The 25931-nt window shown below is 31.6% G+C and carries 24 protein-coding genes; 5 read left to right on the top strand and 19 right to left on the bottom strand.

Annotated features, from left to right (window positions below):
• Positions 1-180: 180 nt before the first annotated feature.
• Positions 181-1266 (bottom strand): o-succinylbenzoate synthase, encoded by a 1086-nt coding sequence (gene menC / locus BW935_RS09250; RefSeq protein WP_076500879.1) that lies wholly within the window; start codon positions 1264-1266, stop codon positions 181-183.
• Between the two features lie 97 nt (positions 1267-1363).
• Between menC and BW935_RS09255 the strand changes: the two genes are divergently transcribed.
• On the top strand, positions 1364-2581 hold the full coding sequence (locus tag BW935_RS09255; protein ID WP_076500880.1) for an S-adenosylmethionine:tRNA ribosyltransferase-isomerase: 1218 nt from the start codon (positions 1364-1366) through the stop codon (positions 2579-2581).
• Between the two features lie 14 nt (positions 2582-2595).
• On the opposite strand, the gene BW935_RS09260 is transcribed toward BW935_RS09255, so the two are convergent.
• Both BW935_RS09260 and BW935_RS09265 read right to left on the bottom strand, forming a co-directional pair.
• The gene (locus BW935_RS09260) at positions 2596-3012 is read right to left on the bottom strand and encodes a LytR/AlgR family response regulator transcription factor (RefSeq protein WP_076500882.1); all 417 of its coding nucleotides are present in this window, start codon (positions 3010-3012) and stop codon (positions 2596-2598) included.
• 208 nt (positions 3013-3220) lie between these two features.
• Entirely contained in the window at positions 3221-4525 is a 1305-nt protein-coding gene (locus BW935_RS09265; protein WP_076500884.1) for a PAS domain-containing protein, read from the bottom strand.
• A gap of 329 nt (positions 4526-4854) precedes the next feature.
• Between BW935_RS09265 and BW935_RS09270 the strand changes: the two genes are divergently transcribed.
• A complete protein-coding gene (locus tag BW935_RS09270) occupies positions 4855-5394 on the top strand; it encodes a DinB family protein (RefSeq protein ID WP_076500886.1) in 540 nt (179 codons plus the stop codon).
• Between the two features lie 902 nt (positions 5395-6296).
• Here BW935_RS09270 and BW935_RS09275 read toward each other — a convergent pair.
• The 5 genes from BW935_RS09275 to BW935_RS09300 all read right to left on the bottom strand — a co-directional run bounded on the left by BW935_RS09275 (position 6297) and on the right by BW935_RS09300 (position 9722).
• On the bottom strand, positions 6297-6995 hold the full coding sequence (locus BW935_RS09275) for a tetratricopeptide repeat protein (protein WP_394333609.1): 699 nt from the start codon (positions 6993-6995) through the stop codon (positions 6297-6299).
• Positions 6996-7013: 18 nt separating this feature from the next.
• Entirely contained in the window at positions 7014-8435 is a 1422-nt protein-coding gene (locus BW935_RS09280) for a CCA tRNA nucleotidyltransferase (RefSeq protein ID WP_076500890.1), read from the bottom strand.
• Positions 8432-8902: a hypothetical protein gene (locus BW935_RS09285; protein WP_076500892.1), complete on the bottom strand. Its 471-nt coding sequence runs from the start codon at positions 8900-8902 to the stop codon at positions 8432-8434. Before BW935_RS09285 ends, BW935_RS09280 begins: the two co-directional genes overlap by 4 nt.
• Positions 8903-9306: 404 nt before the next feature.
• Positions 9307-9540, bottom strand: coding sequence for a BRO-N domain-containing protein (locus tag BW935_RS09295; RefSeq protein ID WP_217695360.1), 234 nt, complete (start codon positions 9538-9540; stop codon positions 9307-9309).
• On the bottom strand, positions 9537-9722 hold the full coding sequence (locus BW935_RS09300) for a hypothetical protein (RefSeq protein WP_245802673.1): 186 nt from the start codon (positions 9720-9722) through the stop codon (positions 9537-9539). The genes BW935_RS09295 and BW935_RS09300 overlap by 4 nt, the downstream gene beginning before the upstream one ends.
• Before the next feature lie 152 nt (positions 9723-9874).
• On the opposite strand from BW935_RS09300, the gene BW935_RS09305 reads away from it, so the two are divergent.
• A complete protein-coding gene (locus tag BW935_RS09305; protein WP_076500893.1) occupies positions 9875-10303 on the top strand; it encodes a hypothetical protein in 429 nt (142 codons plus the stop codon).
• A 262-nt stretch (positions 10304-10565) separates the two neighbouring features.
• On the opposite strand, the gene BW935_RS09310 is transcribed toward BW935_RS09305, so the two are convergent.
• The 5 genes from BW935_RS09310 to tnpA all read right to left on the bottom strand — a co-directional run bounded on the left by BW935_RS09310 (position 10566) and on the right by tnpA (position 14732).
• Positions 10566-11051 carry a hypothetical protein gene (locus BW935_RS09310; RefSeq protein WP_076500895.1) on the bottom strand — a complete coding sequence of 162 codons (486 nt, stop codon included), beginning with the start codon at positions 11049-11051 and terminating at the stop codon, positions 10566-10568.
• A 69-nt stretch (positions 11052-11120) separates the two neighbouring features.
• The gene (locus BW935_RS09315; RefSeq protein ID WP_076500897.1) at positions 11121-11447 is read right to left on the bottom strand and encodes a hypothetical protein; all 327 of its coding nucleotides are present in this window, start codon (positions 11445-11447) and stop codon (positions 11121-11123) included.
• 109 nt (positions 11448-11556) lie between these two features.
• Complete coding sequence (locus BW935_RS09320; protein WP_076500899.1) at positions 11557-11931, bottom strand: putative PDDEXK endonuclease; 375 nt, start codon at positions 11929-11931, stop codon at positions 11557-11559.
• Positions 11932-12078: 147 nt separating this feature from the next.
• Complete coding sequence (locus tag BW935_RS09325; RefSeq protein ID WP_076500901.1) at positions 12079-13731, bottom strand: hypothetical protein; 1653 nt, start codon at positions 13729-13731, stop codon at positions 12079-12081.
• 611 nt (positions 13732-14342) lie between these two features.
• Positions 14343-14732, bottom strand: a complete 390-nt coding sequence (gene tnpA / locus BW935_RS09330; RefSeq protein ID WP_076500903.1) for an IS66 family insertion sequence element accessory protein TnpA — start codon at positions 14730-14732, stop codon at positions 14343-14345.
• Between the two features lie 164 nt (positions 14733-14896).
• Between tnpA and BW935_RS09335 the strand changes: the two genes are divergently transcribed.
• Both BW935_RS09335 and BW935_RS09340 read left to right on the top strand, forming a co-directional pair.
• Positions 14897-15505 (top strand): hypothetical protein, encoded by a 609-nt coding sequence (locus tag BW935_RS09335; protein WP_076500905.1) that lies wholly within the window; start codon positions 14897-14899, stop codon positions 15503-15505.
• A 173-nt stretch (positions 15506-15678) separates the two neighbouring features.
• Positions 15679-16056 carry an HNH endonuclease gene (locus tag BW935_RS09340; protein ID WP_076500907.1) on the top strand — a complete coding sequence of 126 codons (378 nt, stop codon included), beginning with the start codon at positions 15679-15681 and terminating at the stop codon, positions 16054-16056.
• A gap of 7 nt (positions 16057-16063) precedes the next feature.
• On the opposite strand, the gene BW935_RS09345 is transcribed toward BW935_RS09340, so the two are convergent.
• From BW935_RS09345 to BW935_RS09370, 6 genes are all read right to left on the bottom strand, one after another.
• Positions 16064-16906, bottom strand: coding sequence for a hypothetical protein (locus BW935_RS09345; protein ID WP_076500908.1), 843 nt, complete (start codon positions 16904-16906; stop codon positions 16064-16066).
• A gap of 52 nt (positions 16907-16958) precedes the next feature.
• Entirely contained in the window at positions 16959-20630 is a 3672-nt protein-coding gene (locus BW935_RS09350) for a LamG domain-containing protein (protein WP_217695361.1), read from the bottom strand.
• A 1443-nt stretch (positions 20631-22073) separates the two neighbouring features.
• Positions 22074-24692, bottom strand: a complete 2619-nt coding sequence (locus tag BW935_RS09355) for a phage tail tape measure protein (protein WP_076500910.1) — start codon at positions 24690-24692, stop codon at positions 22074-22076.
• Positions 24693-24700: 8 nt separating this feature from the next.
• Positions 24701-24997, bottom strand: coding sequence for a hypothetical protein (locus BW935_RS09360; protein ID WP_076500911.1), 297 nt, complete (start codon positions 24995-24997; stop codon positions 24701-24703).
• 53 nt (positions 24998-25050) lie between these two features.
• Positions 25051-25359, bottom strand: a complete 309-nt coding sequence (locus BW935_RS09365) for a hypothetical protein (RefSeq protein ID WP_076500912.1) — start codon at positions 25357-25359, stop codon at positions 25051-25053.
• A gap of 99 nt (positions 25360-25458) precedes the next feature.
• Positions 25459-25893, bottom strand: a complete 435-nt coding sequence (locus tag BW935_RS09370; protein ID WP_076500913.1) for a phage tail tube protein — start codon at positions 25891-25893, stop codon at positions 25459-25461.
• Positions 25894-25931: the final 38 nt, after the last annotated feature.

A 25931-nucleotide genomic window follows, 5' to 3' on the forward strand; every position in this document is an offset into this window, starting at 1 on the left:
AGCTGAATTTAAGGTGTGTGCGTAATTAAATATGGTTACAGGTGCTACAGCGGATATACATAATCATTTTTTACAGTTTCAATGAGCTTCAGATGACATTCGAAAGTGGACTATTGACCAAAGACAATTTCTATAATGATTGCGATATCAATCAAAAAATACTGCCTCAATTGTAAATAATCACATCCCCCATTTAAGCTTTCTATCATATTTCAGTGTTCCCGCATCTATTCTTAGCGGAGATTCAATGTTATTGTGATAGAGTTGGCCTGTACCTAGCCCTTGTGGCATTTCTGGATCAAAAGCGGCCGTATATTGAGCAATAGCATTTAGTCCAATATTACTTTCCAAGGCAGAGGTTATCCACCAGCCAATATTCATTTTCTCTGCTAAAGCAATCCAATCATCACAGGAGCGAAGTCCTCCCACCAATGTAGGTTTCAGAATAATAAACTGAGGATTGATCTTTTCCAAAAGCATTCTTTTAGCCTCAAAATCATCCACGCCTATCAACTCTTCATCCAAAGCAATGGGAAGCGGAGTCACTTCGCAAAGCTGTCTCATGGCTTCAATTTGACCTTGTTTGATGGGTTGCTCGATGCTGTGTAAATCATATATAGCAAGGCGATTCAACTTCTCTATTGCATCATCAGGACTAAAAGCTCCATTCGCATCTACGCGCAAGGTGACCTGTGAAGAATCAAACTTTCCCCTGATATACCCCAGAAGTTCGCATTCCTGATCAAAGTCTATGGCTCCAATTTTCATTTTGATACAGTTGTATCCATCTTTGAGCTTTTGATCTATCTGCTCCAGCATAAATTCCCTATCCCCCATCCAAATCAAACCATTGATAGGAATGGCCTTATGCTCAGCTGTAAAACCGGATGGAAAAATCAAGCGCTGACCGCCATTTCTCAAATCCAACAAGGCGGTTTCTATGGCAAATCGAACACTGGGATACTTGGCTGGAATATATAAACTTACGAAGTCATCCAAAGCAATTTGTTCCAAGGATAGATCCTGTTCGTTCAATTGGCTAATCAGTTGGATAAGTCTTTGCTCAAAATCAGGAAAATCATCCAGACTTAATTTTGGCAAAGGTCCAGCTTCGCCGTAGCCAATGGTATCTGGAAAGGACTTTTCACATACTGAAATATAAAAAGTCTCCTTTTGCTTCAAGATACCTCTGGAAGTACCCGCATCAAATTTGAAGTCCAAAACATGTTTCTTATATCCAAAAACTAAATTTCTCAAGGCTTTCATGGTTGCTTATTAATTTTGTTTCTACTGCTCTTAAGGTCATGGCAGATGAGCATAATCGTTTATCTTTGCAGTCCAATATAGCAGTATATCATTTCTTATGTCATCAAACACACTTGACCAGCTAAAGTTATCAGATTACGAATATACCCTACCAGAAGAAAAAATCGCCAAGTTTCCACTTGAAAAGAGAGATGCTTCAAAATTGCTTCACTACAAGGACGGCTTAATCAATCATTTAGCTTTTAGCCAACTTCCGGATCTGATTCCTTCGGGTAGCTTGATGGTATTCAATAATACCAAAGTGATTCCAGCAAGGTTGATTTTTCAAAGAGAGACTGGAGCGAAAGTTGAAATATTTTTGCTAAAACCGCTACTACCCACCACAGTCATCAATGAAGTCATGATCAACACCGAATCTGTGACTTGGGAGACGATGATTGGAAATCAGAAAAAATGGAAAGATGGAGAAATCTTGAGTGGAGAAGTGATCTATCAGGGCACTCGTATACAACTGAAAGCACACCTTGAAGACCGGACAAATAGAATAGTGAAGTTTACTTGGACTGGTAATGCTCCTTTTGTCTCCATCGTGGAAGCATCTGGAGAGGTTCCACTTCCACCCTATCTCAACAGAAAGGCTACAGAAGAAGACAAACCAAGGTACCAAACTGTATACTCTAAAAAGGAAGGAGCCGTCGCTGCTCCAACTGCCGGATTACACTTTACAGAAGAGGTATTAGCAAAGCTTGCTGATAAGAACGTGAAGGAAGAATTTCTAACACTACATGTTGGCGCTGGAACTTTTCAGCCAATCAAAGCTGAAAAAATCACAGAGCATGCCATGCACAGTGAGCAAGTTGTCGTTACTAAATCCACCATCGCGACATTATCCAATCACAGTGAAAAACTGATCGCAGTGGGTACTACCTCCATGCGCTCCCTAGAAAGCCTATATTGGTATGGTGTAAAATTGATTCAGGAAGGACATGTACCATTTTTGATTCCTAAACTCTACCCTTATCAATCTCACAACATGCTTCCAAGTAGGCAAGAAAGCTTTGCTGCAATTTTGAAAATGATGGAATCAGAGCACTTGGAAGAAATCACAGGAAGCACTGAAATATTTATCATGCCAAGCTATGATTTCAAAGTTTGTGATGGATTGGTAACCAATTTTCATCAGCCTGGGTCCACATTGATTTTATTGGTGGCGGCATTTACCAATGGTGGCTGGAAGGAAATCTATGATCAAGCTTTAAAAATGGAATATAGGTTCCTGAGTTATGGCGATAGCAGTCTGCTATGGAGAAGTTAATCTGACAGGGGTGCTCAGTCTGAGCCCCCTGAACTCAATTTATTGATTCCATTGATTAGATTTTGATAGTATGTTCTACCTACAGGTACACTATCCTTTCCAACCATGATTTCTCTAGGATTGATCGCTACGATTTCATCCAGACGAACGATGTAGCTCTTATGTATTCTCATAAAATCTGCTTCTGGAAGGACAGATTCGAAATCCTTTAAAATATTTCTCAAAGAATATACCGTATCTCTAGTCACGAGTGTCGTATAATTTCCATCTCCCTTCATCCAAAGGATATTTTCAAATTTAACTTTGACAAGATTTCCTTTATTTCTAACGAAAATCGCTCCTTTGATTAGAAGCTCAGCATCAGTATTTTTCTCTTCTTCGTCAGCGTGACCATTCCCATTGGAATTATAATTTTTTAATACATCTTTCATTTTTACATAACTTGATGTGAAATGACCAACCTGTGTTGCACTTCCCACAAGGAAGCACAGTACTTGGTAAAATGTAAACAGAATGTTTGCTATTTAGTTTTTAAAATGCTGTAAAAAACCACTTTAGCATGCAACATAATGGCATAAAAAAACCAGATAGAAAGCTCTATCTGGGTTTTTAGTCAAGATAACATTATGAAAAACTGTCTTAATCAAACTCGTTGACCTTGCGGGCATTCTCTCGAATCACCATATCAAGCTCTTGTGCCAACGGTTTCAAATATGAGAAGTACTTTGTATTTTCTGCATCAAGCTGTCTCTTATCAATTAAATCTAACAACCCCAGCATTGATGATAATGGAGATCGAAGCATGTGAGACTGAATGTAGGCCACTTCTCTCAAGACCTTGTTCTTTTCCTCTACACGCTTGTATTCTTGCTTTTTCTCTGCAATGTTTTTGTTTGAATACACAAAGCCAATCACTTTTTTATCTGCATTGAAAAGTGGGGAAAACTTATGCTCAAACCATAATTCCTCACCTGTCCTAGTATGCATAATTTCCTTTTCGTAAGAAATAGATTTTCCAGCAAAAACATGCTCTAAGTCTTTGAGAAACTGCTCTTCCATGCCAATCATAAGGTATGGCAGGAAATCATCTCCTTGCTTTAGCTCCTTTTTGAAATGGCACTTTACCATTTTTTTTGCATTTTGATTGAAACCCAAAACATTCAATTCTAAGTCAATCAAAAAATGACTCTCCTCAGCTTGATCCAGAATTTGCTGCAAGGTAATCTTTGCTTGTTCGGACTCTAAGCGTTTTAGATGTTCATCTGTAATATCTTGAAGTATAGCGTGCAATGCTTCTTCATGATTAATCAAGAATATTTTATACCAGCGATTGATATCTCCTCTATATTCTTCAAAACTGATGATATCTTGACCTTCCCTTGCCTTCTTAAATTCCAGTGCAAACTGATGGATTTTTTTGCTGGGGTAAACTTGCCAAATAGTCTTATTGAGCAGGGAATTACTGCATTTATTAAAAAATCGCTGTGCAGGATCGTTGATGGCTGTCAATTCCCAGTTTGAGTTAAGCTTTATATAAACGTCCTCGGTAGTATTAATTTTGATACCAGCTTGACCAAACAAGCGCTCCACGCTATCATTTGACTCCTTGGAAACAACCACCTCTTGACCTATGCCAAGAATTCCTTCAATGTCACCTTCTTCTGACTTGAGGATAGAAAACTCCCAATTGATCTTTTTCTGATTGGAAAAACTTAAAAACACCTGCTTGCTTTTGTTTGGTGTCTCTAATAAATCGGACAATAAAAATTCAAATAAACCCTCTTCTGAAGGATCCAAAAACGAAATGAATGGCTTATTGATGTACTCTTTTTTGAAGAGCATAAATTCCTCTTCAAATTTCAACCCCGTCGTACTGATCCATCCCTCAATATCCAACCCCACCACATAGAGTTGGCTTGATTTGATGAGGTAATCAGGGATCATATGTTTCGTAATAGGGCTCACAATAGAATGCTAAATTGTACTTTTTGATTAAAGGCAAGATTTATAACATAGTCATATTTCTTGCTGATGCATGCAAGATAGTTTAAAAGTTTTAAAAAATAAAAATTTGTAAATCATTAATTATCAAAATTTTATAACTTTTTTTTTGGTAAAAATTTAAGAATTTTTGGTAAATAGAAAAATACTTTTCAAATCAGAAAAAATGAATTTCAGAACTTGAAAAAAAAACAGTATCAGTTTTGTTCTATTTTTCCCCGAATAAAAAAATTCAACATAAGTATTACCTTTGTCTAGTAATCCGCTAAATCATGACTCAGACTAAAAGTTACATAAAAGCACTTCAAGAAATCACGGAAGAGGTCAAGAGCACTTTTGGGGAATTATCTCAGAAAATCTTATTTCAAAAGCCGAATGCTAAAACTTGGAGTATCGCTGAGAATTTAGAACATTTGATCACGCTGAACAGCAGCTATTTCCCTATTTTCGATAAACTCAAAAAAGGCGAATTGCCATTGGCTTTTATTTCTAAAATTGCCTTCTTCCCAAAAATGCTTGGAGACATGATTATGAAATCAGTAGCTGTCTCTAATATTAAAAAAGTCAAGACTTTTCCACTTTGGGAACCTGGTGTATCCTCTGGAGATCAATACGATATTATCCGAAAATTTGAAAAGCATCAGCAAGCATTGATTGCAAAAATCAAAGAACTCGATTCCCATATCCAAATAGGCAGCATCATCCACTCTCCTGCCAATAGACTAATCGTCTATAGATTAGACCAAGCCATAGCAATCATCATCGAGCACGAAAGACGTCACTTGCTTCAGGCGAAAAATCTATTGGACTGAGTGAAATTTATGAATTGGGCTACTTGACCTTTGAGGTTTTTTTTGAACCTCGAAGGTCTTTTGTGTTTTACCGCAGAGGACACAGGGGAGCGCAGAGCTTAGGTTTTAGATTGAGGGTGATTGGAGGTTTTGAGGATTGAGGTATTTTGACCATTAAGAAATCAAAGGAATTAAGGGTGGGTAGTATGGAGATTTTTGACAAGGTCAGCTGGACCTTTGAGGTTTTTTAGAACCTCGAAGGTCTTTTAGATTTTACCGCAGAGGACACAAGGGAGCGCAGAGGTTGGGTTTTAGATTGGGGTGATTGGAGGTTTTGAGGATTGAGGTATTTTGACCATTAAGAAATGAAGGGAATTAAGAGTGGGTAGTCTGGAAATTTTTGACAAGGACTACTTGACCTTTGAGGTTTTTTTTGAACCTCGAAGGTCTTTTGTGTTTTACCGCAGAGGACATAAGGGAGCGCAGAGGTTGGAGTTTAGCGAAGAGGGTCCAAGCCCACCTCCATTGTCAGGTCTGAAGAACCAATGGGGTTTATAAAATTGCACTCATAATGAGGCAAAAAATTAAGTAGTTATATTCTTGAAATAATTATATGTTTTCTTAGATTTTCGCCAAAAGTCGGCGAATGGTCGGGAGGGATACGGGACACGGTCGGAACACGGTCGGGAGAGAGACGGGAGAAAATGGGTAAAAATGAGGTATTTTTCAATGTGAATATAATTATTATTCATTTTTTTGTACTTTTCCAATATTATGAAATTGTTTAAAATTGGGGTAAAAATGAATAGGTTGTCACAGATTATTAGCTAATACTATTTCTCCTCGAAATCTCTTGTATAAATGAAAAAAGCCTCGGAATGATTAACATTCCAAGGCTTTTTTAGATTGAGATTTGATAGCAACTAATTCAGGTCATTTAAACCATCTTTGGCTAACTTGAAGTCAGGTTCTAAAGCTAAAGCCTCTTGGTAAGCTTTTCTAGCATCTTCTTTACTGCCTTGTTCTACATAGACTAGTGCCTTCAAGTTCAAAGCTGCTGCTCTCATACTTACTTCTTGGTTTTCAGTGTCTGAGATTGGGAAACCCAATTTCTCTTCTGCTGATTTAGCGTTTTTCACCAACATATTGATGGAATTCATGGCTTCATCAAATTTCTTCAAACTGAACTGCAGGTAAGCAGACTTATACAAAGCAAAAATATCATCTGTTAATAAATATAAGCGCTCAAATTGAGTCAAAGACCTGTCTAAGGCACCTATTTGCTCCAAAGAATAAGCAGCTATTTCTAATGCCTCAATACTTCTGTCATTAATCTGTAATACATCCAATGCACTCAATGCAGCAGCGCTAAATTGATTGGTATCAAAGTACAATGTTGCCAATAATTCCCCATATCGGGAATTGGTAGGGTTTCTTTCGATCAATTCCATCAGTTTGGTACGTGCTACCGCCATGTCATTGTAACGGATTGCCAATTGATATACACGTTGATCGGTTTCATTTCTTTTTCTGATTGATTCTGGTGTCTCAGCGGTGGCGGGTGCTTCTTGAGCCATCGCAGGTACTACAGCAAATAGCATTAGCACTACAAGTAATCTCATTCTGTTCATCATCTGAATTTATTCTGTTTTAGGTTTCAGTCCTCTGTTTTCGGCCAAGCGGTATAATAACTGCAAAGCCTCCTCTTTATTGTTTTGAATGTGACCTTCTAGGATGGCTTCTTTGATCTCTTCTTTGAGTTCTCCGATGATTCTAGATGGATCGAGGCCAAAAATAGACATAATTTCTTCTCCCGAAACAGGTGGCTGAAAATTTCTCACCTGATCTTTCTCTTCTACCTCTAAGATCTTCTGTTCTACCTTGTCAAAATTGGCCAAATAGCGCTGAACTTTATTGTTATTCTTGGATGTCACATCCGCACGACAGAGCTTCATCAGGTCATCAATAGCATCTCCAGCATCAAACAGCAATCTTCTCACTGCTGAGTCTGTCACCTTATCACTGACCAAAGCAATTGGTCTCAAGTGTAGCCTCACAAGTAACTGCACATATTTCATGCGCTCGTCCATAGGAAGTTTGAGCCTTCTAAATATCCCAGGCGTCATTCTAGCACCCTTGTCTTCGTGCCCATGGAATGTCCAGCCAACTTTAGCATTGAACCGCTTGGTGGCAGGCTTGGCAATGTCATGCATTATGGCTGCCCAGCGAAGCCAAAGGTTATCTGTCATCACACAGATATTGTCAAGTACTTGAAGCGTATGATAAAAATTGTCTTTGTGAGATTTGTCCCCAACTGAATCCACACCTTGCAACTCTACCATCTCTGGGAAAAACTCATGCAGTAGCTTGCTGGCAAAAAGCAATTTGAAACCATAAGAAGGCTTATCCACCATGATCATTTTATTCAACTCGTCTATGATGCGCTCCCCTGAAATGATACTTAAGCGATGTGCATTATTAACCAAGCCTTCAAAAGTATCTGCATCGATATCAAATTGCAATTGAGAAGCAAATCTCACGGCACGCATCATGCGCAAAGGATCATCCGAAAAAGTAACATTGGGATCTGTAGGTGTTTTGATGATTTTTCGCTTGATATCTTTCAATCCATCGAAAGGGTCAATTAATTCACCAAAACGATCTTGATTGACACAGATGGCCATGGCATTGATGGTGAAGTCCCTCCTTTCCTGATCTTCTTGCAGTGTTCCATCCTCTACGATTGGCTTTCTGGAGTCAGATTTATAGGATTCCCGTCTCGCTCCGACAAATTCTACTTCATAATCATCCAATTTGATCATGGCTGTTCCGAAGTTTTTAAAAACAGAAAGCGGTACATGGCTTGGAAAGCTTTCAGCAACTGCTGTAGCTAAGGCTATACCAGGCCCAACACAGACGAAATCTATGTCCTTACAAGGTCTGCCCATGATCAAATCACGCACATAACCTCCTACCACGTAGGTTTCTAAGCCCATTTCATCGGCTATCTTACCTACCCTTCTAAATATTTCTAAAGCTTCTAATTCTTTACTGAAATTCATCCTTTCAAAATCTTCACATCCCCATCAGGACTCAGATACATTTCTTTTACATCAGGGCCATACAAAGGAAAACGCTCTTTGGTTTCAAAATCTGCCTCTTGCCCTTTGATTTCTTGAAAAACCACAGGCTGAGAAAATGCAAACAAAAGCTTATTCCAATATTCATTTCTAATCAGGGAAAACTTCACTTTACGATCTACAATCGGCCCACTTTGCAAGACTCTGTTTACTGGACTATGATAAATAGTAGCTTTGGTTGCAAAATCCACCACATCCAAGGACACCTCAGAGAACTGCTCTGTCAAGGATCTAATTTGAAAAAGATCAAAAATTAAAAAAACACCTTTGGGGCTATCGCTGTCTGTCCAAGAGGCAGGCTGAATGATTTCCATCAATCGTCCATTGCCTTCTTTGATGATTACTCGACCTTTTGATTTGAGTTGTTTGGCTACTGCTGTATTTTCCACTGATCAATAATTTTTGACAAAAATACAGTAGATTATTGGGAAAGCGGGTGCCAAAGACTAAAAAGTATTGATGCTTTGTGAGTAGGTTCGCTTTTGTGTTATTCAAATAGGCTTTTTTCTTGCTTCGCCCGTCAATGCTGGTATCACTGTAGAGAAACCAGTCTAAAAATTTAGATGCCTTGTTATTGGGGAAACTTTTGGATAATTCTACTATCCCATCGCTATCCAACATATCAGTTTTATACTTTTTGCCATCAGCCGCTGTTAATTTCAGTTGGGTAGTGACACTAACCAACTGATTGCTTTCTTTTTTTAATATGTATATCCGCTTTCTTACCAGTAGAACCTATAAAGTGGTATAAGCCTATGATTTCAAGCCAATATCAATGAATATCTAATATCTATTAATATCGGATTAATCTAGGAACTAATTTAATTTGGTTAGAAGTATAATAGCGGATATACATATTTTTTAATTTGGCTTTTAGGTATTTCCAATAGTTTCTAACTTTTGTATAATCAGGTTCCTCGTTAAGCACACCAACAATATCCAGGATACTAAACCACCATTTGGCATGTTCATCATCCCAAACGGCACGTACCTCTCTGTCATCAAAAAAACGTATGGATATCTTCATTTCAAGCAAAAATAATTTTTTTCTTTGTTTTGCTCCCGCATCAGCTGAATATTGATGCTATACAGCATCAAAGGGGGATTCTGATCCGCACCAATCACCTCTCCCACAAGTTCCTTGATCAGTCTATAATATGCTATGGTAGAATGCCAAGAGGTTCCACCGATCATACCGAGTGTCTTCATAGAGGTGAAAGTAGTGATAATAAGAGGAGAACTTGGTGACTTTTGGTACGATCAAAATTAAATGAATTTCAACATATACAAAAATCAAAAAATAACTTATACATTAGGAGGCAAAACGAAATACATCAATTTACGAATTTCAAAATTAACACATGACAAAAATCTACTTTATCCCTGTTCTTCTACTATTGTTTTTGTTTTCATCATGTGGAGAAAAAAATGATATTAATCCAAGTCTAAAATTAAAGTATGAAATCAGCACCAATAGTTTTTTCCTTATACCTGCTGGGAATACTCCATCTATTACTGTTTCTTACACTAACGAAAAAGGAGAAACAATTTTCGAACAAATACATTCTAATTCAAATACTTGGAGTAAAATTATAAACGTAAGCTCCACCGATCGCCCTTTTGAATTTTCCTTTACAGCAAACGGAACAACGAGAACAGTAAATGGTATAGTAACACTTAAGGTATATGCCAACGATAAAATCAAAGGTGAGTCACAAGTGAACATTTTTGATACACAAATCGGAATGGGTGGTTTTCAAGCTCAGACATCAGGTTTGATAATCGATTGACCTTAAATCCAATTCAACTTCATTTTATATTTTTTGGATGATAGCCCAATTTTCTTCTCCAATTTTTCATCACTTCCGCACCTTAACGGAATATTTTCCTACCTTTGTATCCCATATATTTTTTATCGCATTTTAAGCATATAAACAAGGTTTTTTGAAATAGGTGTAATAAAACCTGTAATATTTAAACCTGTAATAACAACAATAAATAAAAAAACCCTGCTATCATAAATAACAGGGTTAAAACAAAAAAATTATGGAATTAGATTTTAGCCTTAGCATTTAAATATACTTGATGTTTATTAAATGGATCACTAGGATCATCATAATGCTTATTAGTTTCAATACAATCTTGAATAATATGATAATAAGGTATCAATTTTGAAAAATAATTAAATGGGTTTTGACTACCACTAAATTTAAATTCTTTATAAATACTATGATACTGTGATGTACTTAAATTATCAGGGATTAAACCATTATTAATTTGATAATCAATTATCAATGATAAATAATAATATTCTAAATCTTTTTTTGTTTTTTGAAAATTATTCTTTTCAACCTCAATTAAGAAATTATTAATTAAATCTACTTTATTAATAGGAATAAACATATCATTATTTTCATATAAATCAACATATGTTATATATGCTTCATTACAGTTTTCAGTTATTCTATTATCTTCAATACAAGATTGAAAGGAAAATAAAATTAGTAATAAGAGATAGAATATTTTATAGTTTTTCATATTCTGTTTTTGTTTAAATTGTTAATAATAATCTTCTATATATTATTTTGACTTGTTTCAATCAATAGTTTAAAAACCAGATTCTAAAATATTTTCACTTATTAAACCAAGTATATTATTATATTTAATATCTTGAATATAAGAGACAAATTTACAATCTTCACCTAAATGATAAACAAAATATTCATTTTGACTATTTATATGAATAGTTTTAAAAAAAATTGATTGCTTTTGCATCAATACTTTATATGTATCTTCACCAATAATATCAATAACTAATTTCATTTCATTATCAGTTAATTGATTATCTTTTGAATTAATTAAATAATCTAAGTTTTTATCACTTAATAATTTAATTTTTTTTGGTTGTTCAATATTAATAAATTTCTGTTCCATACTTTTTTTTATTATTTATAATTTATTTCTTTCTTTAATAATCTGTTTTTGTTTAATATAAATACTTTACTTTTTTTTTAAATTTACTATAACACCAAAATTTTTAATATTATTTTTCTATAACAGTATTATCTTGATAGGTTTTATCTATTATATCATTATACAATAAACTATATAAATCCTGCTTTTTCAATATACAATATTCACCTTTATTAGTGACTTTACTGAAGATTATATTTATACCTTCATTATTTAATAAATCAATCTCTTTAATCAATTTACTATAATTAACATTATTGGTTGTTGATTTACATTGTATATTGACTGGAGTACCATCATTAAGAGTTGATGATATATCTACTTTATTATTATCTGCAAGCTTATTTATAAACCGATTTGTATAATGTTTTTTCCCTGTTATATCAGTAAGTTCATTTGCAATTTGAACTTCATATCTATTACCCTTTTTTTTACCGTTTATCATTTCTCTTTATTTTGAATTAAATATAATGCATTATATAATAGTTAAGTATATAATGCATTATATATCATACGGATACAAAAATACAACATATTATATATACCAAGCAAACAAAACTAAATATTTATTTATATAAGTAAAGTAACTTAATTAAATGAATATTAAATCAATTAACTTATTTATATATTCACTTTTATATTCTTCAGGTACTGTTATATTATACATTTTTTTGTATTTTTCAATATTTAGTTTAATAAGTCTATTAACAGTTATAGTAGCTTCATCTTTATCTATTAACATCTTCAGGTTAATAACTTTACCTTTATGACCAAGATAGCACCTTGACATTATTTTACAATTAAAAAAATCAATATATATATCATCTATAGATTCAAAGCAATTCACAATAAAAGAATAATCTTTTATATTCCAGAAGTTAATTATATTCGATAATTCTTTTATTTCTTCTTTAGTAGTGTAATTTCTATTCTCAATTAACCTATCTTGTTTTATCTTCTCTATATAATTATATATTTTATTTTCTTCTGTACCATCATTTTCTCTGTCCTGTTCAATTATTTCTTCTTTAACAGGTTCTGCATCCACTTTAATAATGGACGGCTCAGAAGGGCTTAAAATAGCTTCTATTGGATTAGATTGATTAGTATTTATTGTATATTCATCATTTACATTAATTGTTGCTGTTATACCTCTTTGATTGAATGCTTTTATTAATGCTTCTTTGATTATAGGTAAATTACTTTGATTGGTATATAATGAATCGTGAATAGTAAGCACATCAGTAGTATATTCAATTGAATCTAATGCAGAAAAAATAACATCTGCTTCTTCCTGCTGCATTGAATGTGCTAATGCTTTATAATCATTCTCTTTTAGTTTTTTGATTACACTGTATACAACAGGAAATTTACTTTCAAATAATTGATTAATTTTATTATTTTTATTATTATCGAATATGATGATAAATACTTTATTTTTTGCAACTTTTCTATCACATTGTAACCAATGTGCAAAAGCATCATATAACTTACCATCTTCAATTAGTTTAAAAAATCTGGAAGTATATTTATCAATTTGAATATTATTATTGATTATATACTTTTTGATTACCTCAGCCAAAAAAATCATTTGTGAATTTACAATATCAACAAAAGCAAGATTTTCATCTTTAAGTTTTAATTTTTCTCTAAGTTCTTTGGGTAAATTACAGAAATTATTATATACCCTTTTACCTTTTTGTCCTACTTTTTGAAAAGGATTATCAATTAGTTGATTGAGAAAAAGTTTATCATTTTGATTTAAATCATCTTGATTAATATGATTATACTGAAGATTGCTCATAGCTCTATATAACCTAGATAAAGTCAAAGTATCTTTATTAACTCTAGTTATTTTACTTTGAGTCAATTTTTTTATAAATCTTGAAGAATCTGTAAAAGTATATTGTTTTATATTTGATTTATCAATTAGACTATAACCATTACTTCTTTTATTATCATCGTAATTACTATAATTACTAGATTTAATTATAATACCAAGATTAATAAGGTTATTGATGATTTTAGAATAATAATTAACACCAATAATATTGCTTAAAAGTTCTTTGCTTAATCTACATTCAACTTCGTGCTTATTGATAGTTGGGTGAATATAGATTTTATTGATTAACCAAAAATATTTAGGAAGATGGTTATTAATGTGTTTTTGGCTTACACCTATTTCAAGTAATCTTTGAGTTAATTCTTCAGGTGATGCAGGGGAATAAAATTTGACATTTGACATTGTTTTTTAGGTTTGGAATAATTTTAATTTATTTGATAATTTTTCAGTAGATTAGAAAAGTAGTAGGTACTAGCTAAATACCTACTACTATAATTAAACATCCAAACCACTAAATGTAAATTATCAATTAAAAGTAATTAATCATTTATCAATTACTTTATTATAAATACTATTGAAAAAAGTAAAATCTAACTTTCAATGTTAATTAATTGTTAATTTTTACTATATCAGTATAATAATATTACAAATGTAATATATAGATAAATATAACACAAATATTATTATATTTATTTTACAATTATTTATATTTATTAAATACTATAATTAAATAATAATATACAGTAGAAAAAATAATAATATGATATATATACCTTATGTGTATTGAGTTTATAATAACTGTTATATGTGTATTGAGTTTTATTATTAGGCACTAACTTTTTACTAACTGTTATATGTGTATTGAGTTAGTATTATTTGTTATATGTGTATTGAGTTATGTGTTTAACTGTTATATGTGTACGGAACTGGAAAGTATATTTTGAGTTTCCATTTGACAAAAAAAAAGAGTATCAAATCTTGATACCCTTTAATTGTTATATGTGTACTGAGTTTTAATTAAACCACCTATTAAAAGTTTGGTAATTTAAATCATTTTCCCTTGCATATTGTGCTTTACTCATACCAGATGATTCATATTTATCAATATGCTCTTTAATTTCACTTGGTTTATATGTTTTTCTTTTTGATGATTTTTCAAGCTTTATAGATTTTTCGTTTGACAATAAACCAATCACCTTAAATAAATCTTTAATAAGCTCCTTATCATTGATATCAATACCAACTTCTTTAAGGGCTTCTATTGCGTTTAATCTTGAATCAATAGGTTTGATCATTATACCTTTCTTTGCTGCTTCTACAGGCTCTATTTTATTGCCTTTATCATCAACAAAATAAACACCTTCATTGATTGTTTCAATAATTTCTTTTAATAGCTTTTTCATAATTTATTGATTTTGATTATTTATTAATTATAAATATATACAATACTAGTATATATTTATTTTATATTAAAAAATATTTTCATTTTTTTTTATCAAAAGTGTGATTTTTTATTTTCTCCAAGTATTTATAATTAAATTATATATTATAAATAAATAAAAAAACTATGGAATCAAAAACAATAACTCAAATGGAGATAAATGAAGCTGCAATTGCAAATTCATTTTGTTCATTATTCAAAATTAATAATTACACAATAAATAGTGGTAATTATGATCCGATTGATCTTTATTTTCAACATAAAGAAAAATTTGCGATTGAAATAAAGTGCAGGGAAAAAAAATATAATGGTATGCTGCTTGAAAGAGGTAAATTAATAAAGATGAAAGAACTAATTGATAAAAGATATCAAGTTAGATATATGAATTATATTGAAGATACTGATGAATTATTTATTTACAATATCAATAAAAGGATTAAAAGAGGTGAATTACTTTTTGCAAGTTATGATGTTGAAAATTATAATTATTATAATCAAATAGAACTACCTAATAATCAAGAAACAAAAAGAAATAAAGATAAATGGGTAAAATATTTACATTTTGATGAAAAAAATATGGGTGATTTCAAAATTGAAAACTATACTTCTATGTTATATTATAAAAAAGATTTAGTTAAAGGATATGTATATAATGGTGTAAATGTATTTGCTCATTATGAAAATATAATGAATGAAAATTATAATCAAATGCAAAACTATATTTATAATGTATAATAATAATAGAATATATAGAGTTATTGCAGGTATAATTATTTTTATCCACCTGCTTCTTATAATTGGCTCAATTATAACAACTTATCATTTATTTGGAAAAAATTATTTTAATATAATATTTGATATTACTTACTACTTATTTTTATTCTGTATATCCACTTGGATTTTAATTTATGCAACAAGAAAAGAAAAAATACAATAATAAAGGATGGGGTTTTGATACTGATTTTTATCGTAAAAAAGATTGGTTGAAATTACGAAAAAAATATATAGATGAAAATCCGCTGTGTGAACTTCATTTATTGTATAATCTAATTGAATCTGCAAGTATAGTTGATCACATTGTAAGTAGAAGAATTACACAAGATTATGAGCTTGATGAAGATAATCTTCAATCCTTATGCTATGACTGCCATCAAAAAAAAACAGCCTTAGAACGCAATCTAAATACATTAGATCAATACATTGAAGAAATGATTGAAGGTAAACTTCAATATATTACTACAGAAGAAAAAAAAGATATACTATTTAAAAAAATAAGGGGTAATTAAACACCCCTTATTTTTCCATTAATTCTAAATATTTATTAATTATTGATATTAGTATATAATTCTGTTCATCATTTACAAAATTATTATCAAATCTGCTTAAAAATTCTTTTAAATTTTTTGTTCTTTCACCCTTAAATTGATTATTCTTAAATAAAACTTTCAATAAATCTGAATTTATATAATCTTCAAGAAAAAATGTTTTTGATTGTTGTTGATCATCATCAATATTATACAAATCTATCCACTCTTTTAATAAATCCTTAATATTATTAATAATAATTCTTTCATTCATTAATTGAGTTTGAACACTTTTAAATTCTTTTTTTAATTCATTTTCTGAATCTGTAATCTTATTTAATTCTAGTCTAAGAGTATTATTATCATTCCTTATTGTTTCAAATTCTTTTTCATTTAATTCAATAGTTTTCTTTAAATGAGTAATTTCATTATTTAATTCCTCAACTGTTTTTGCATTATTTTTTTTAAGATTATAATTAAATTCTGCTTCAGCAACTTTTTGTTTTTCATCAAATTGTAATTTCAATCTATTATATAATCTTTTTTTCCTTAACAAAATTAGTTTATCAGGTAAAAATTCAACTAATAAAAAGAATCCATTAGATAATATTATCGTTGATATTGCCAAAACTCCAGGGTAGATAATGTTTCTATTTATATCTACAAAAGTATCATTTATACAACCTAATCTAAATAAAATATCATCATTAGAATAAATAAAATATGCAACACCTTGCCAATTCCAAATAATCCAGAAAAAAACAAATGTAAAAAAGAATGGGTTTGATAATCTTTCTTTAAAGAATTCATTCAAATCTTTTAACCAAGTCATATATTTTATTTTTTTTTTTCAAAAATAATGAATTGGATAAAATAATGAGTTATCAATTTCTAACAACACTAGAATCACCACTTAAATCAACAATCCCATCCCTTGGATATGTTTCACCAACAATCACTTGATGATTGTTGATTTCATCATTAAACGGTACATACTTAAATGATTTCACATACATCTTTTCTATATCGAAATTGGCGTTTTTACCCGCCCATCTTCTAGCACCACTTGGAAACCAATTTCCCATTGTGTACTTACCTATCACATCAGGAATGTTGTAAGAGTCCAACCCAAATTGATAATTGTAATTGGTAATAATCAACACATCATCAATGTAAAACTCTACCCTGTCGTGATACCAATCATATCTAAATTTGTGATATAAACCATCAGTTACATCTATACCCATTGGTCTATAGTTATCTCTGTATTCCTCCCAATAGTCAGGATGGTTTTTATCTACATCCCAATTTTGATATTCACCACGCCAAGTATTAAACTTTGCATTAAGTATTGAAGGTTCATCAATAATACCACCTTCCAATTGTGAAGGAACTTCAATATCTATCTCGTTGTTTCTAACCGCATAATAACCATCCTCATCATTTCCAATTGGTCTTAAACCAAGACCTTCAAAGTCAGGATTTCCAACAAAATTTGGTCTACCATACATCACCCTTGCTTCAAGTTGGTCTACTGCTCTATTAATTAATCTAACATCAGCAACTTCAATATCTCTTACAGAAGCTCCAGCACCACCACCAGATAATGCAGCAGTTTGTATTATTCTCCACCATCCTACATCATTATATGTACCACTTGGTGCATTGACTGTTTGCGTCAATACTCCATCAATGTAAAGTAACATAGTGTTATTTGTTGGATTGTTTACCATTACTAAATGTTGCCAAGTTTCATAAGGTTTTTGATTTGGATTGTTTGTGCCTACGACTGTACCACCACTCGCTTTACCTACTAATTGAAATTCTGGATTTACACCATAAAAGACTTGGACGCCCCAAGCACCATTATTTGCAGTACCATTACTTATAATTGTATGTCTTTGGTTTACTGAAGCCCTTACATTTATCTTTACCCACAAACTAACTGTATAGGAATTTGAAAAACTACCTAAAGTTTGAACACCTGTAATATTAAATGCCCAACCAGTATTACCATTATATCTTATAGCACTACCACCTTTTACACCAGTTGTATAAGAAGTGTTTGATGGGTCAGTGATAGTCCAAGTTGGTGTATCGATACCAGAAATACTATTTACATTATTTTCAAATAAAAATTGAGACCTCAAATTAGGTTGCATCATTGATGTATCAATAACATCTTTTTGATAGTCTTCCCATCTTGGGTCTGTAGGATAAATCTCTTGATAATGGAAATTCCAAAATGCTGAACACACCCCCAATTGAGGGATTACCCTTGCCTCAGCTTCATATGAACCAAATCCAAGGTATTCTTTACTGATAACACAACCGCCTTTTCTTAATGTCCAAGGTGTTCCATCCTGTTTGAATTTGGGTCTCCCAAAATTATCAACCCCCTGAACACTTCCAGTATATAAATCACCGTGTGATTCCAAGACTAATGCAGTAGTGCCATTACCATCATCACCTATGTAACAATTTGATGCAACCACACCACCATTTGCACCACCCCATCCTTTATTTAGGGCTTCAAAATGTTGGTTTAAACTATCTTCATTATCAAATCTAACTTCCATTGGTGATGTTCTAAATTGTATCGGTCTAATGTTGAATACCAATTTTGGACTTTCAATGCCTCCTGCACTTATCCATAATAAAAATGTTCCAAGTTGGAATTCAGGTGGAATATTAAACCCAATCTGATTATTGTTTACGATAACAAACCAATCTTGTGGAATCTGTAAAATTTCCCCTGTCTCCAAGTTCCTGAGATTGACATTAAAAATTGCCTTTGTTCCCAATCTTCCAATTTCATCATCATCAAGAAAAATCCCCGCAATCCTGAACCTACCAGCATTCATTTTGGTGAATCCTTCAATTTCAGAATTTCCCAATCTAACCCTTGTTAAATCACTTTGGGAAATTGATAATGAATTAATATTGGTAATACTTCCTTGTAATTCATTATTGATAAATAATTCCTGTATTCCTGTTTGGTTGTTATACCTGCAAAATGAAGTATATAACACCCCTTCTTCAATGGTCAATTGGGATTCAACAACAGAATTTACAGGGTTTTGAATCAATTGAAATTGTGTTTCAATGAATGGTGTGGCATCCCCTGTATAACCAACCAATGCTGGCAAAAAGTAAATTACATTTGGTTCAACACCCACAATATCATAAGTATTCCCATCATAAATAAATTGGTCTCCCTCTTGTGCAACAGCACCATTGTAAACCAATGTAAATTCATCAATTACATTATTGATGTTAAAATTGGTTGAGCCTTGATTGAATCTTATGTATTCCAATTTTTGATTTGAAGCATTGAATTTTAACCCTGTAAAGGTTGATTGATTTGAATTTGATGCGATCCAAATAAATTTATCTGTTGTGGGAATTTCTTCAAACCCCAACCAAACACCAATACTATTTGAATTATTCCCATTTGTACCAATTAATCCCCTTGATGTTAATTCTTCATCAGTCTGGAAATATTGGTTTACCCCATTGAAGGATGCTAATCTTACCCCTTCAAGTTCTGTATTAAAAGTAAATTCACCAATGTTTTCACCATTGGCAAAATTTTCAAATGAATCACTTGTGTTCCTATTTAATTCATAATATGCAAACTCTCTATTAGTAGGCTGAAATGGTTCAAATAAATCTTCACTATCAATTAAGATGTAATTGGATGTATTGGCATCAGTAATATTAATGTTGATGATATCAAACCCTTCATCAATTTTGACATCTTTGATTTCCACCAATTCAACATCATATACTGAATCATAATCATTCAAGATGAATTTTTGAATTGAAAAATCCTTATTGTCAATCTTCAATGAATTAAGGATATCAAAATCAAACTGATTTTTAACAAATAATTCACCTGTTATTTTCTTCTGCTGAAATTTATACTGCTCTAAGTTCTGTTTGAGATTCAATTCAGGAACATTTAATTCTTCATTATTGATTGTTAGATTGTTTTTTGATTTTCGGATAAATGATTTTTCAGGCAATGCAAATCCATCAGAATCAACCAAGGTATATTTATAATCTGTTTCCTCAATATCTTGATAAAAATAATCTCTATTCCTGTTCAAATTATAGTTAAAAATATTCCTGTCTGTTATCCCTTGAATCTTAATCTCAGATAAATCAATTCTGTCATTTCTGACCAATTTTAAATCTGAAATAACCATTATAATGGATGTATAAAAATGATTGTTTCCACTTGATAGAGAACCAACAAAAACATTGGGTTGATAAAATTCAATGAACAATTCATTTTCATTTGGTAATCCCCTCAATTCCATTGAAACATCAAATCCCCTTTCATATTGATTTATATCAGTTCCTTGATTTATATAAAAAACTTCATTCCTTCTTCCAACTCCAGGGATTTCACAAATACCATCAATCATTACTGTAAATGGTGGATCAATTGCATCAAATTCACTCGCCAAGAAAAAGGTTGGTGCTGAATCAATACAAAGAAATAGGGTTTGTGTTCCATCCCCATTATCCATTGATTCAATGTTTACCATATTTGTTCTTATTGGTGTTGTTTCACCATATGGAATATAACTGACATCATACAATGAAATATCTTCATTGTCAACAGTCCATACATAAGATGTAGCAGTATCAAACCCATTTGGCCACAAATTCATAAATGGTATCCCACCATCATAAGAATGTGTACCATTAACTGAGGCAAAAAGACCACAATGAAAAGTTGTATTGTTTCTTAATTCCTGTCTTCTATTCCTTGCCGTGTTTGAATCTGCAAGAGAAAGATTATTGATATCTTCATCAGTAATATTGTATTGGAATTCAAAGTTTACTTTGAAGGATAGTGTATATGGAATATTGTTTTCAGTCCTTTTAAATTTTATTGGCAATTCATTCTGAATACTTACTTTCCTGTAATCCCTATTAATGAAATTAGAATCTTCAATACTATTGCTGACAAAAACAATATCCCCATTATCATCAAGGAAAGGATTACCACCAAATCCACCTTCATTCTTGATATCAGTAAAATTGGATACATCAATGAAACTTAAACTATCTTCAACATTATGTGATACTTCAAGTTTTTTAAGTGCATCCAAAAAGGTGGTTTCTTTTGAAATGTTGATGAATTTTAAATTCTCATAATTATCTATATTAAGGTTTTTGTTGATACCCAATTCTTCATTTAATGAATAGTCAAAAAATCTTGGTGCTTTTGAATATTCAAAGTTGGTAATCATCAACCTTTCTTTATAAAGACTATATGTAAAATTGAATGATTTGGATAGATTTTCTAGAACCTCATAAAGATTAAATGGGTTTCCACTTTTATCAAAAAATGAAGACCTTTTTAAAAATATGACATCAATGAAATTTGAGCTCAAATCTTTGGTGGTCAACAAATAGTTATTGAATAACAACTTGGTATTTGGATTCAAATTTGAATACAATAAAGAATTAACCGCTTCAAACAATTCATAAAGGGAATAAACTTTCTTTTCATCCAAATTCAAATCATTGAAATTGAAGAACCTTAATCTTGAAATTGCATCATAAAATTTAATTGAAATAGGTTGGTTGATATCATCACTTTCAATGTATTGTTCTGCCATCACATAACCAGACCAATTGAGGATATCATTTCTAAAATACCTTAAGATAAAATCATCTTCATCTTCAATTTCAAGAAAGTCATTTTTCAAATCTTCTGATTCAAATACATTCAGATTACAATAACTATTTTTAATGATTGAAAACTGGAAATCATCACTGGATTCATAAACCAATTCAAAAGGATTTGATGAACCTATTATTTCAATAATATCACCAATGTAGTTTCTTTTTAATATATCAATTCTTGATTGATACCCACCTAAACCAGTGTATTCTAACCTGTATTTTACATTATAAGACATAGATTTTTTACTTATAAGTAAAAGGGTAACAATAAAAAAGGGGTTGAATAAACCCCTTTAAAATCTCTCTTTAAACCTTTCATCTTGTTTAAGGATTCCAACCAATGTATCCCTTTTTATCTTAAAAGTTACTTCACCACCACCTGCTGAAGAAGATCCTCTATTATTTAATTTACTTAGTGAATCAGAAGATACTACAGTACCACCAGTGTTAGGTATAAATAATTCCCTTCCCCGCTCACCAACAAGATAAGCTTTACCCATATCTACATCACCCCCGCCTGCTCTACTACCAGCCAAAGGAAAATTAAACATACCACCTGAAAACTGTGATAAGAGATTGGTAAAACTAAAGGCTGATTTAACTGCCCCTTTACCCGCAAATAAACCACCTGTAAGGACATTCAAGATGGCGGCTGCGGCAATGGCACTTAACAACTTGGCAATGAACATTCCAATCTGTCTTATTAACCCTTTAAAACTCAATTGTCCAGTTCTAAACAAGTCTAAAAACATTTGTTGGATACCATCACCAATTGATAAAATGCCTTGAAGTGCAACATATGTACCATTCTCAAATTCGTGAAAGTAACTCATATATTGTTCATATGTCCAGTTCACATTTTCAAAACTTCCTTGGATGGTTAATGAAGATTCAAGTAATTTTTTACCCATTTCATTAACCTTATTACCTACTAAAGAAGCTGTTAAATCAAACTCCCTTTTGACTTCCCTTATTGGTTCGATTATGTTTTTTCTTATTCCATTACCTACACCAGTACCGAAATCAGTATTATTATTTTGATTTAGTGTTTCATTTAATTCTGCAACTTCATCACCTAATTCACTTACACCTTCAGCAGTTGTTGTTGCAGAATATTTTAATTTATCTAACCAACTTATTGTACCTTCTATACCTTTATTGATTTTTTCAAATCCTAATTTTTCTGCTAATGTCCCTGCAATATTTAATATTGATTTAAATGATTCTGCTATTGTACTTACAATTGTTTTGAAAATATCAAGTGCAAAATCTTTGACAACATTAAATGCACCTTTAAAATCACCAGTAAATAATTTTAAAAAAAATCTAAAGGTAGTTGTTATACCTCTTATCAATAAACCTATAATATTTAATAGATTGGTTATTTGTGTATATACAACACCAAATAATCCACTAAAGATATCCTTTACATCTTGACCATACTTTGACCAAAGTTCTTTTGTAAATTTAACTACTTCTTTAACAGCTTCTGTTATCTTCTGCATTGAGCCATTCCATAATTCAGTAATTGAATTAGTTAATGTAGATCCATCACCATTAGTAAAGTATTCTTTTATCTCATCCCAATACTTAATGATTAAATATACAGCAGCACCAACACCTGCAGCAATTGCTAATACGGGTGCAGAAATACCAGCTAATAATGGTAATAAAGTCTTTATTGCCACAATAGAAGAGGTTACTATCTTGATGATAGAACCAAATGCAACAATAAGAGGTGGTACAACCGCCAATATAACACCTATAACAGTAACCACCCTTTGAAAACTTGGACTTAAATCATTGATAACTTGTGTAACTTTACCTACTACATCACTTATATTAATTACTAATGGTGCTAAGTTTTCACCAATCATAATTAATACTGATTCTATATTAGATTTCATTCTTCTGAATGCGCCACCTAATCCAGATTCTAAAGTTTCTGCCATTATTTTGGCTTGTCCTTCACTATTAATAAGGTTATTTTGAAGATTATAAAAATCATCATCACTTGCATTAATGATTGCAAGTAATCCAGACATTGCATCTTTACCAGCAAGTAAACCTGCATTTTGTGCTTTTTGTGAAGTTGTTAAACCTGAAAATTTCCCCCTTAATTCTTCAAGTATTTGCGCCAATGGCTTTACACTTCCATCAGTATTGATTGCAGTATATCCAAGGTTTTCAAGTGCTGTTTGAGATTCTTTAGTAGGAGCAACTAATCTATTAATTGTATTTTTTAATGATGTACCTGCTTGTGAACCTTTAATACCTGCATTAGCCATAAGACCCAATGCAAGATTAGTATCTTCAACGGCAAATTTTAAAGCCCCTGCCAATGGTGCAACATACTTAAATGCTTCACCCATCAATCCAATACTTGTATTTGATTTTGCAGAAGCCATTGCAAGAATATCTGCCATCCTTGCACTATAACTTGCTTCTTTGCCAAAAGCAGATAAACCATCTGTGAGTATATCAGATACTTTAGCCAGATCTTCACCACTACCTGCAGCAAGATTCAAAACACCATCCAAGCCTTGAATGATCTTAGTTGTATCCCATCCAGCTAAAGCCATATACCCCATTGCATCCCCTACTTCAGATCCTGAAAATCTTGTGGTTGCTCCAAGTGTTTTAGCTGTTTTATTTAATTCTTTAAATTGTTCATCGGTTGCGCCTGTTAAAGATTTTACCTTTAACATACTGTCTTCAAAAGTTGAAAATGTATTCAGTGCAACACCTCCAAGTAGTGCTAATGGTGCAGATACCTTCATTGAGATATCTTTACTTATTCTATCTAAATCTTTGCTTACTCCTTGAAGCCTTTTTTGAACACCGCCAATTGCAGAATAAAAATTTTCAGCATTAGCACCAATTAGAACATTTAATTTACCTGTTGTTGACATTAAAAAAATCAGTTAAAAAATTTAAATTTTTGAATCAAATCTTGAAATTCTTCATTACTTATCTTAGTAATTTTTCTTTCACTATTTTTTTCAAATTCCCAATTAAGGGGTAATATTTGACTGATTGATTTTTTCCTTTCTTTTTTATCAAGATTAGGTGTAATTGCTACAACTGATTGAAAGCGTGCAACTTCATACATTTTTTTAATCCTGTTATCATAACCCTTTGCAAGTGACCTAAATTCTTTAGGGGTTAAATCATAATAATCTTTAATTGATAAACCGATTTCAAAAGCGAATGCCAATTCATCAAAAAAAATATTATCTTCTTCTGTTGTTGTTGAGGATGATGAAGATTTTATGTCTTCATCACCCCCTGAAAAAAAACTGAAATAATTCTTGTTGATTCATCAATAAAAGTTGCAAGGTTAATATTATCATCAATATAATTTTCAAAATCTTCTTGATTAGTATATTCAGATTTTTCATTTAAAAATCTAACAGCCTCTAAATGACCTAGAAAAACCATATCAGTTAATTGTTGAGTTGACATATCATTTAATGTTGAAAGTCCTTTCCCTGCTTTTTTTTCTATAAGTGTTAATACCCTTCTATTTATTCTAACAGGTATACTTTTTTCTTCTGTTATTTTGAAATATTCGACCATATTTATTTATTGTTTATATATTCATAATTAAATATTTAACAATAAAAAACCCTGCCATTATAAATAGCAGGGTAAAAATAAATATGTTTTATTATTTAATTATGATACTGTTCCAAATGATAAACCACCATCAACCTGAAGTGTAAATGATCCAGTAGTTGTTGAATCCATACCAAAATCAGAACTTGCAGAAGATAGAAAACCTTTACCACTTATCACTTTTGAACCTACTACACCTGTACCAATAGAGAATCTAACAAGTTTACCTTGATAAGCAAGTTCCATTACATCTTGCTGAGATAAACCACCTGTTGGATCATAAAGAGTTTCGATATTAATTGTTGCTGTTGATCTAGTTGGTAAATATCTCCTTACAGGTACACCATTATCTACAGTTGTCTTTGAAGTAAATTCAATCATTTCTTTCTCAATCTCTATTGATCCACCAGTTTGACCCGCTAAAACCGTTACAGTATTACCAGTAACTGCATCATCACTAAGGGATATCAATATCTTATTACCGTCAATATTCATTTATATATATATTTAAAAAATTTCAATGTTATTATTAT

It is taken from the genome of Belliella pelovolcani, assembly GCF_900156785.1.
GTDB lineage: Bacteria > Bacteroidota > Bacteroidia > Cytophagales > Cyclobacteriaceae > Belliella > Belliella pelovolcani.

Coding starts and splice junctions, on each gene's coding strand:
- BW935_RS09275 (WP_394333609.1), bottom strand. CDS start 6,995: ATGAGATTACTTGTAGTGCTAATGCTATTTGCTGTAGTACCTGCGATG.
- BW935_RS09325 (WP_076500901.1), bottom strand. CDS start 13,731: ATGTCAAATGTCAAATTTTATTCCCCTGCATCACCTGAAGAATTAACT.
- BW935_RS09355 (WP_076500910.1), bottom strand. CDS start 24,692: ATGTCAACAACAGGTAAATTAAATGTTCTAATTGGTGCTAATGCTGAA.
- BW935_RS09280 (WP_076500890.1), bottom strand. CDS start 8,435: ATGAATTTCAGTAAAGAATTAGAAGCTTTAGAAATATTTAGAAGGGTA.
- BW935_RS09365 (WP_076500912.1), bottom strand. CDS start 25,359: ATGGTCGAATATTTCAAAATAACAGAAGAAAAAAGTATACCTGTTAGA.
- tnpA (WP_076500903.1), bottom strand. CDS start 14,732: ATGAAAAAGCTATTAAAAGAAATTATTGAAACAATCAATGAAGGTGTT.
- BW935_RS09270 (WP_076500886.1), top strand. CDS start 4,855: ATGACTCAGACTAAAAGTTACATAAAAGCACTTCAAGAAATCACGGAA.
- BW935_RS09255 (WP_076500880.1), top strand. CDS start 1,364: ATGTCATCAAACACACTTGACCAGCTAAAGTTATCAGATTACGAATAT.
- BW935_RS09265 (WP_076500884.1), bottom strand. CDS start 4,525: ATGATCCCTGATTACCTCATCAAATCAAGCCAACTCTATGTGGTGGGG.
- BW935_RS09295 (WP_217695360.1), bottom strand. CDS start 9,540: ATGAAGATATCCATACGTTTTTTTGATGACAGAGAGGTACGTGCCGTT.
- BW935_RS09345 (WP_076500908.1), bottom strand. CDS start 16,906: ATGACTTGGTTAAAAGATTTGAATGAATTCTTTAAAGAAAGATTATCA.
- BW935_RS09340 (WP_076500907.1), top strand. CDS start 15,679: ATGCAACAAGAAAAGAAAAAATACAATAATAAAGGATGGGGTTTTGAT.
- BW935_RS09320 (WP_076500899.1), bottom strand. CDS start 11,931: ATGATAAACGGTAAAAAAAAGGGTAATAGATATGAAGTTCAAATTGCA.
- BW935_RS09305 (WP_076500893.1), top strand. CDS start 9,875: ATGACAAAAATCTACTTTATCCCTGTTCTTCTACTATTGTTTTTGTTT.
- menC (WP_076500879.1), bottom strand. CDS start 1,266: ATGAAAGCCTTGAGAAATTTAGTTTTTGGATATAAGAAACATGTTTTG.
- BW935_RS09350 (WP_217695361.1), bottom strand. CDS start 20,630: ATGGTAAACATTGAATCAATGGATAATGGGGATGGAACACAAACCCTA.
- BW935_RS09260 (WP_076500882.1), bottom strand. CDS start 3,012: ATGAAAGATGTATTAAAAAATTATAATTCCAATGGGAATGGTCACGCT.
- BW935_RS09335 (WP_076500905.1), top strand. CDS start 14,897: ATGGAATCAAAAACAATAACTCAAATGGAGATAAATGAAGCTGCAATT.
- BW935_RS09300 (WP_245802673.1), bottom strand. CDS start 9,722: ATGAAGACACTCGGTATGATCGGTGGAACCTCTTGGCATTCTACCATA.
- BW935_RS09310 (WP_076500895.1), bottom strand. CDS start 11,051: ATGAAAAACTATAAAATATTCTATCTCTTATTACTAATTTTATTTTCC.
- BW935_RS09315 (WP_076500897.1), bottom strand. CDS start 11,447: ATGGAACAGAAATTTATTAATATTGAACAACCAAAAAAAATTAAATTA.
- BW935_RS09370 (WP_076500913.1), bottom strand. CDS start 25,893: ATGAATATTGACGGTAATAAGATATTGATATCCCTTAGTGATGATGCA.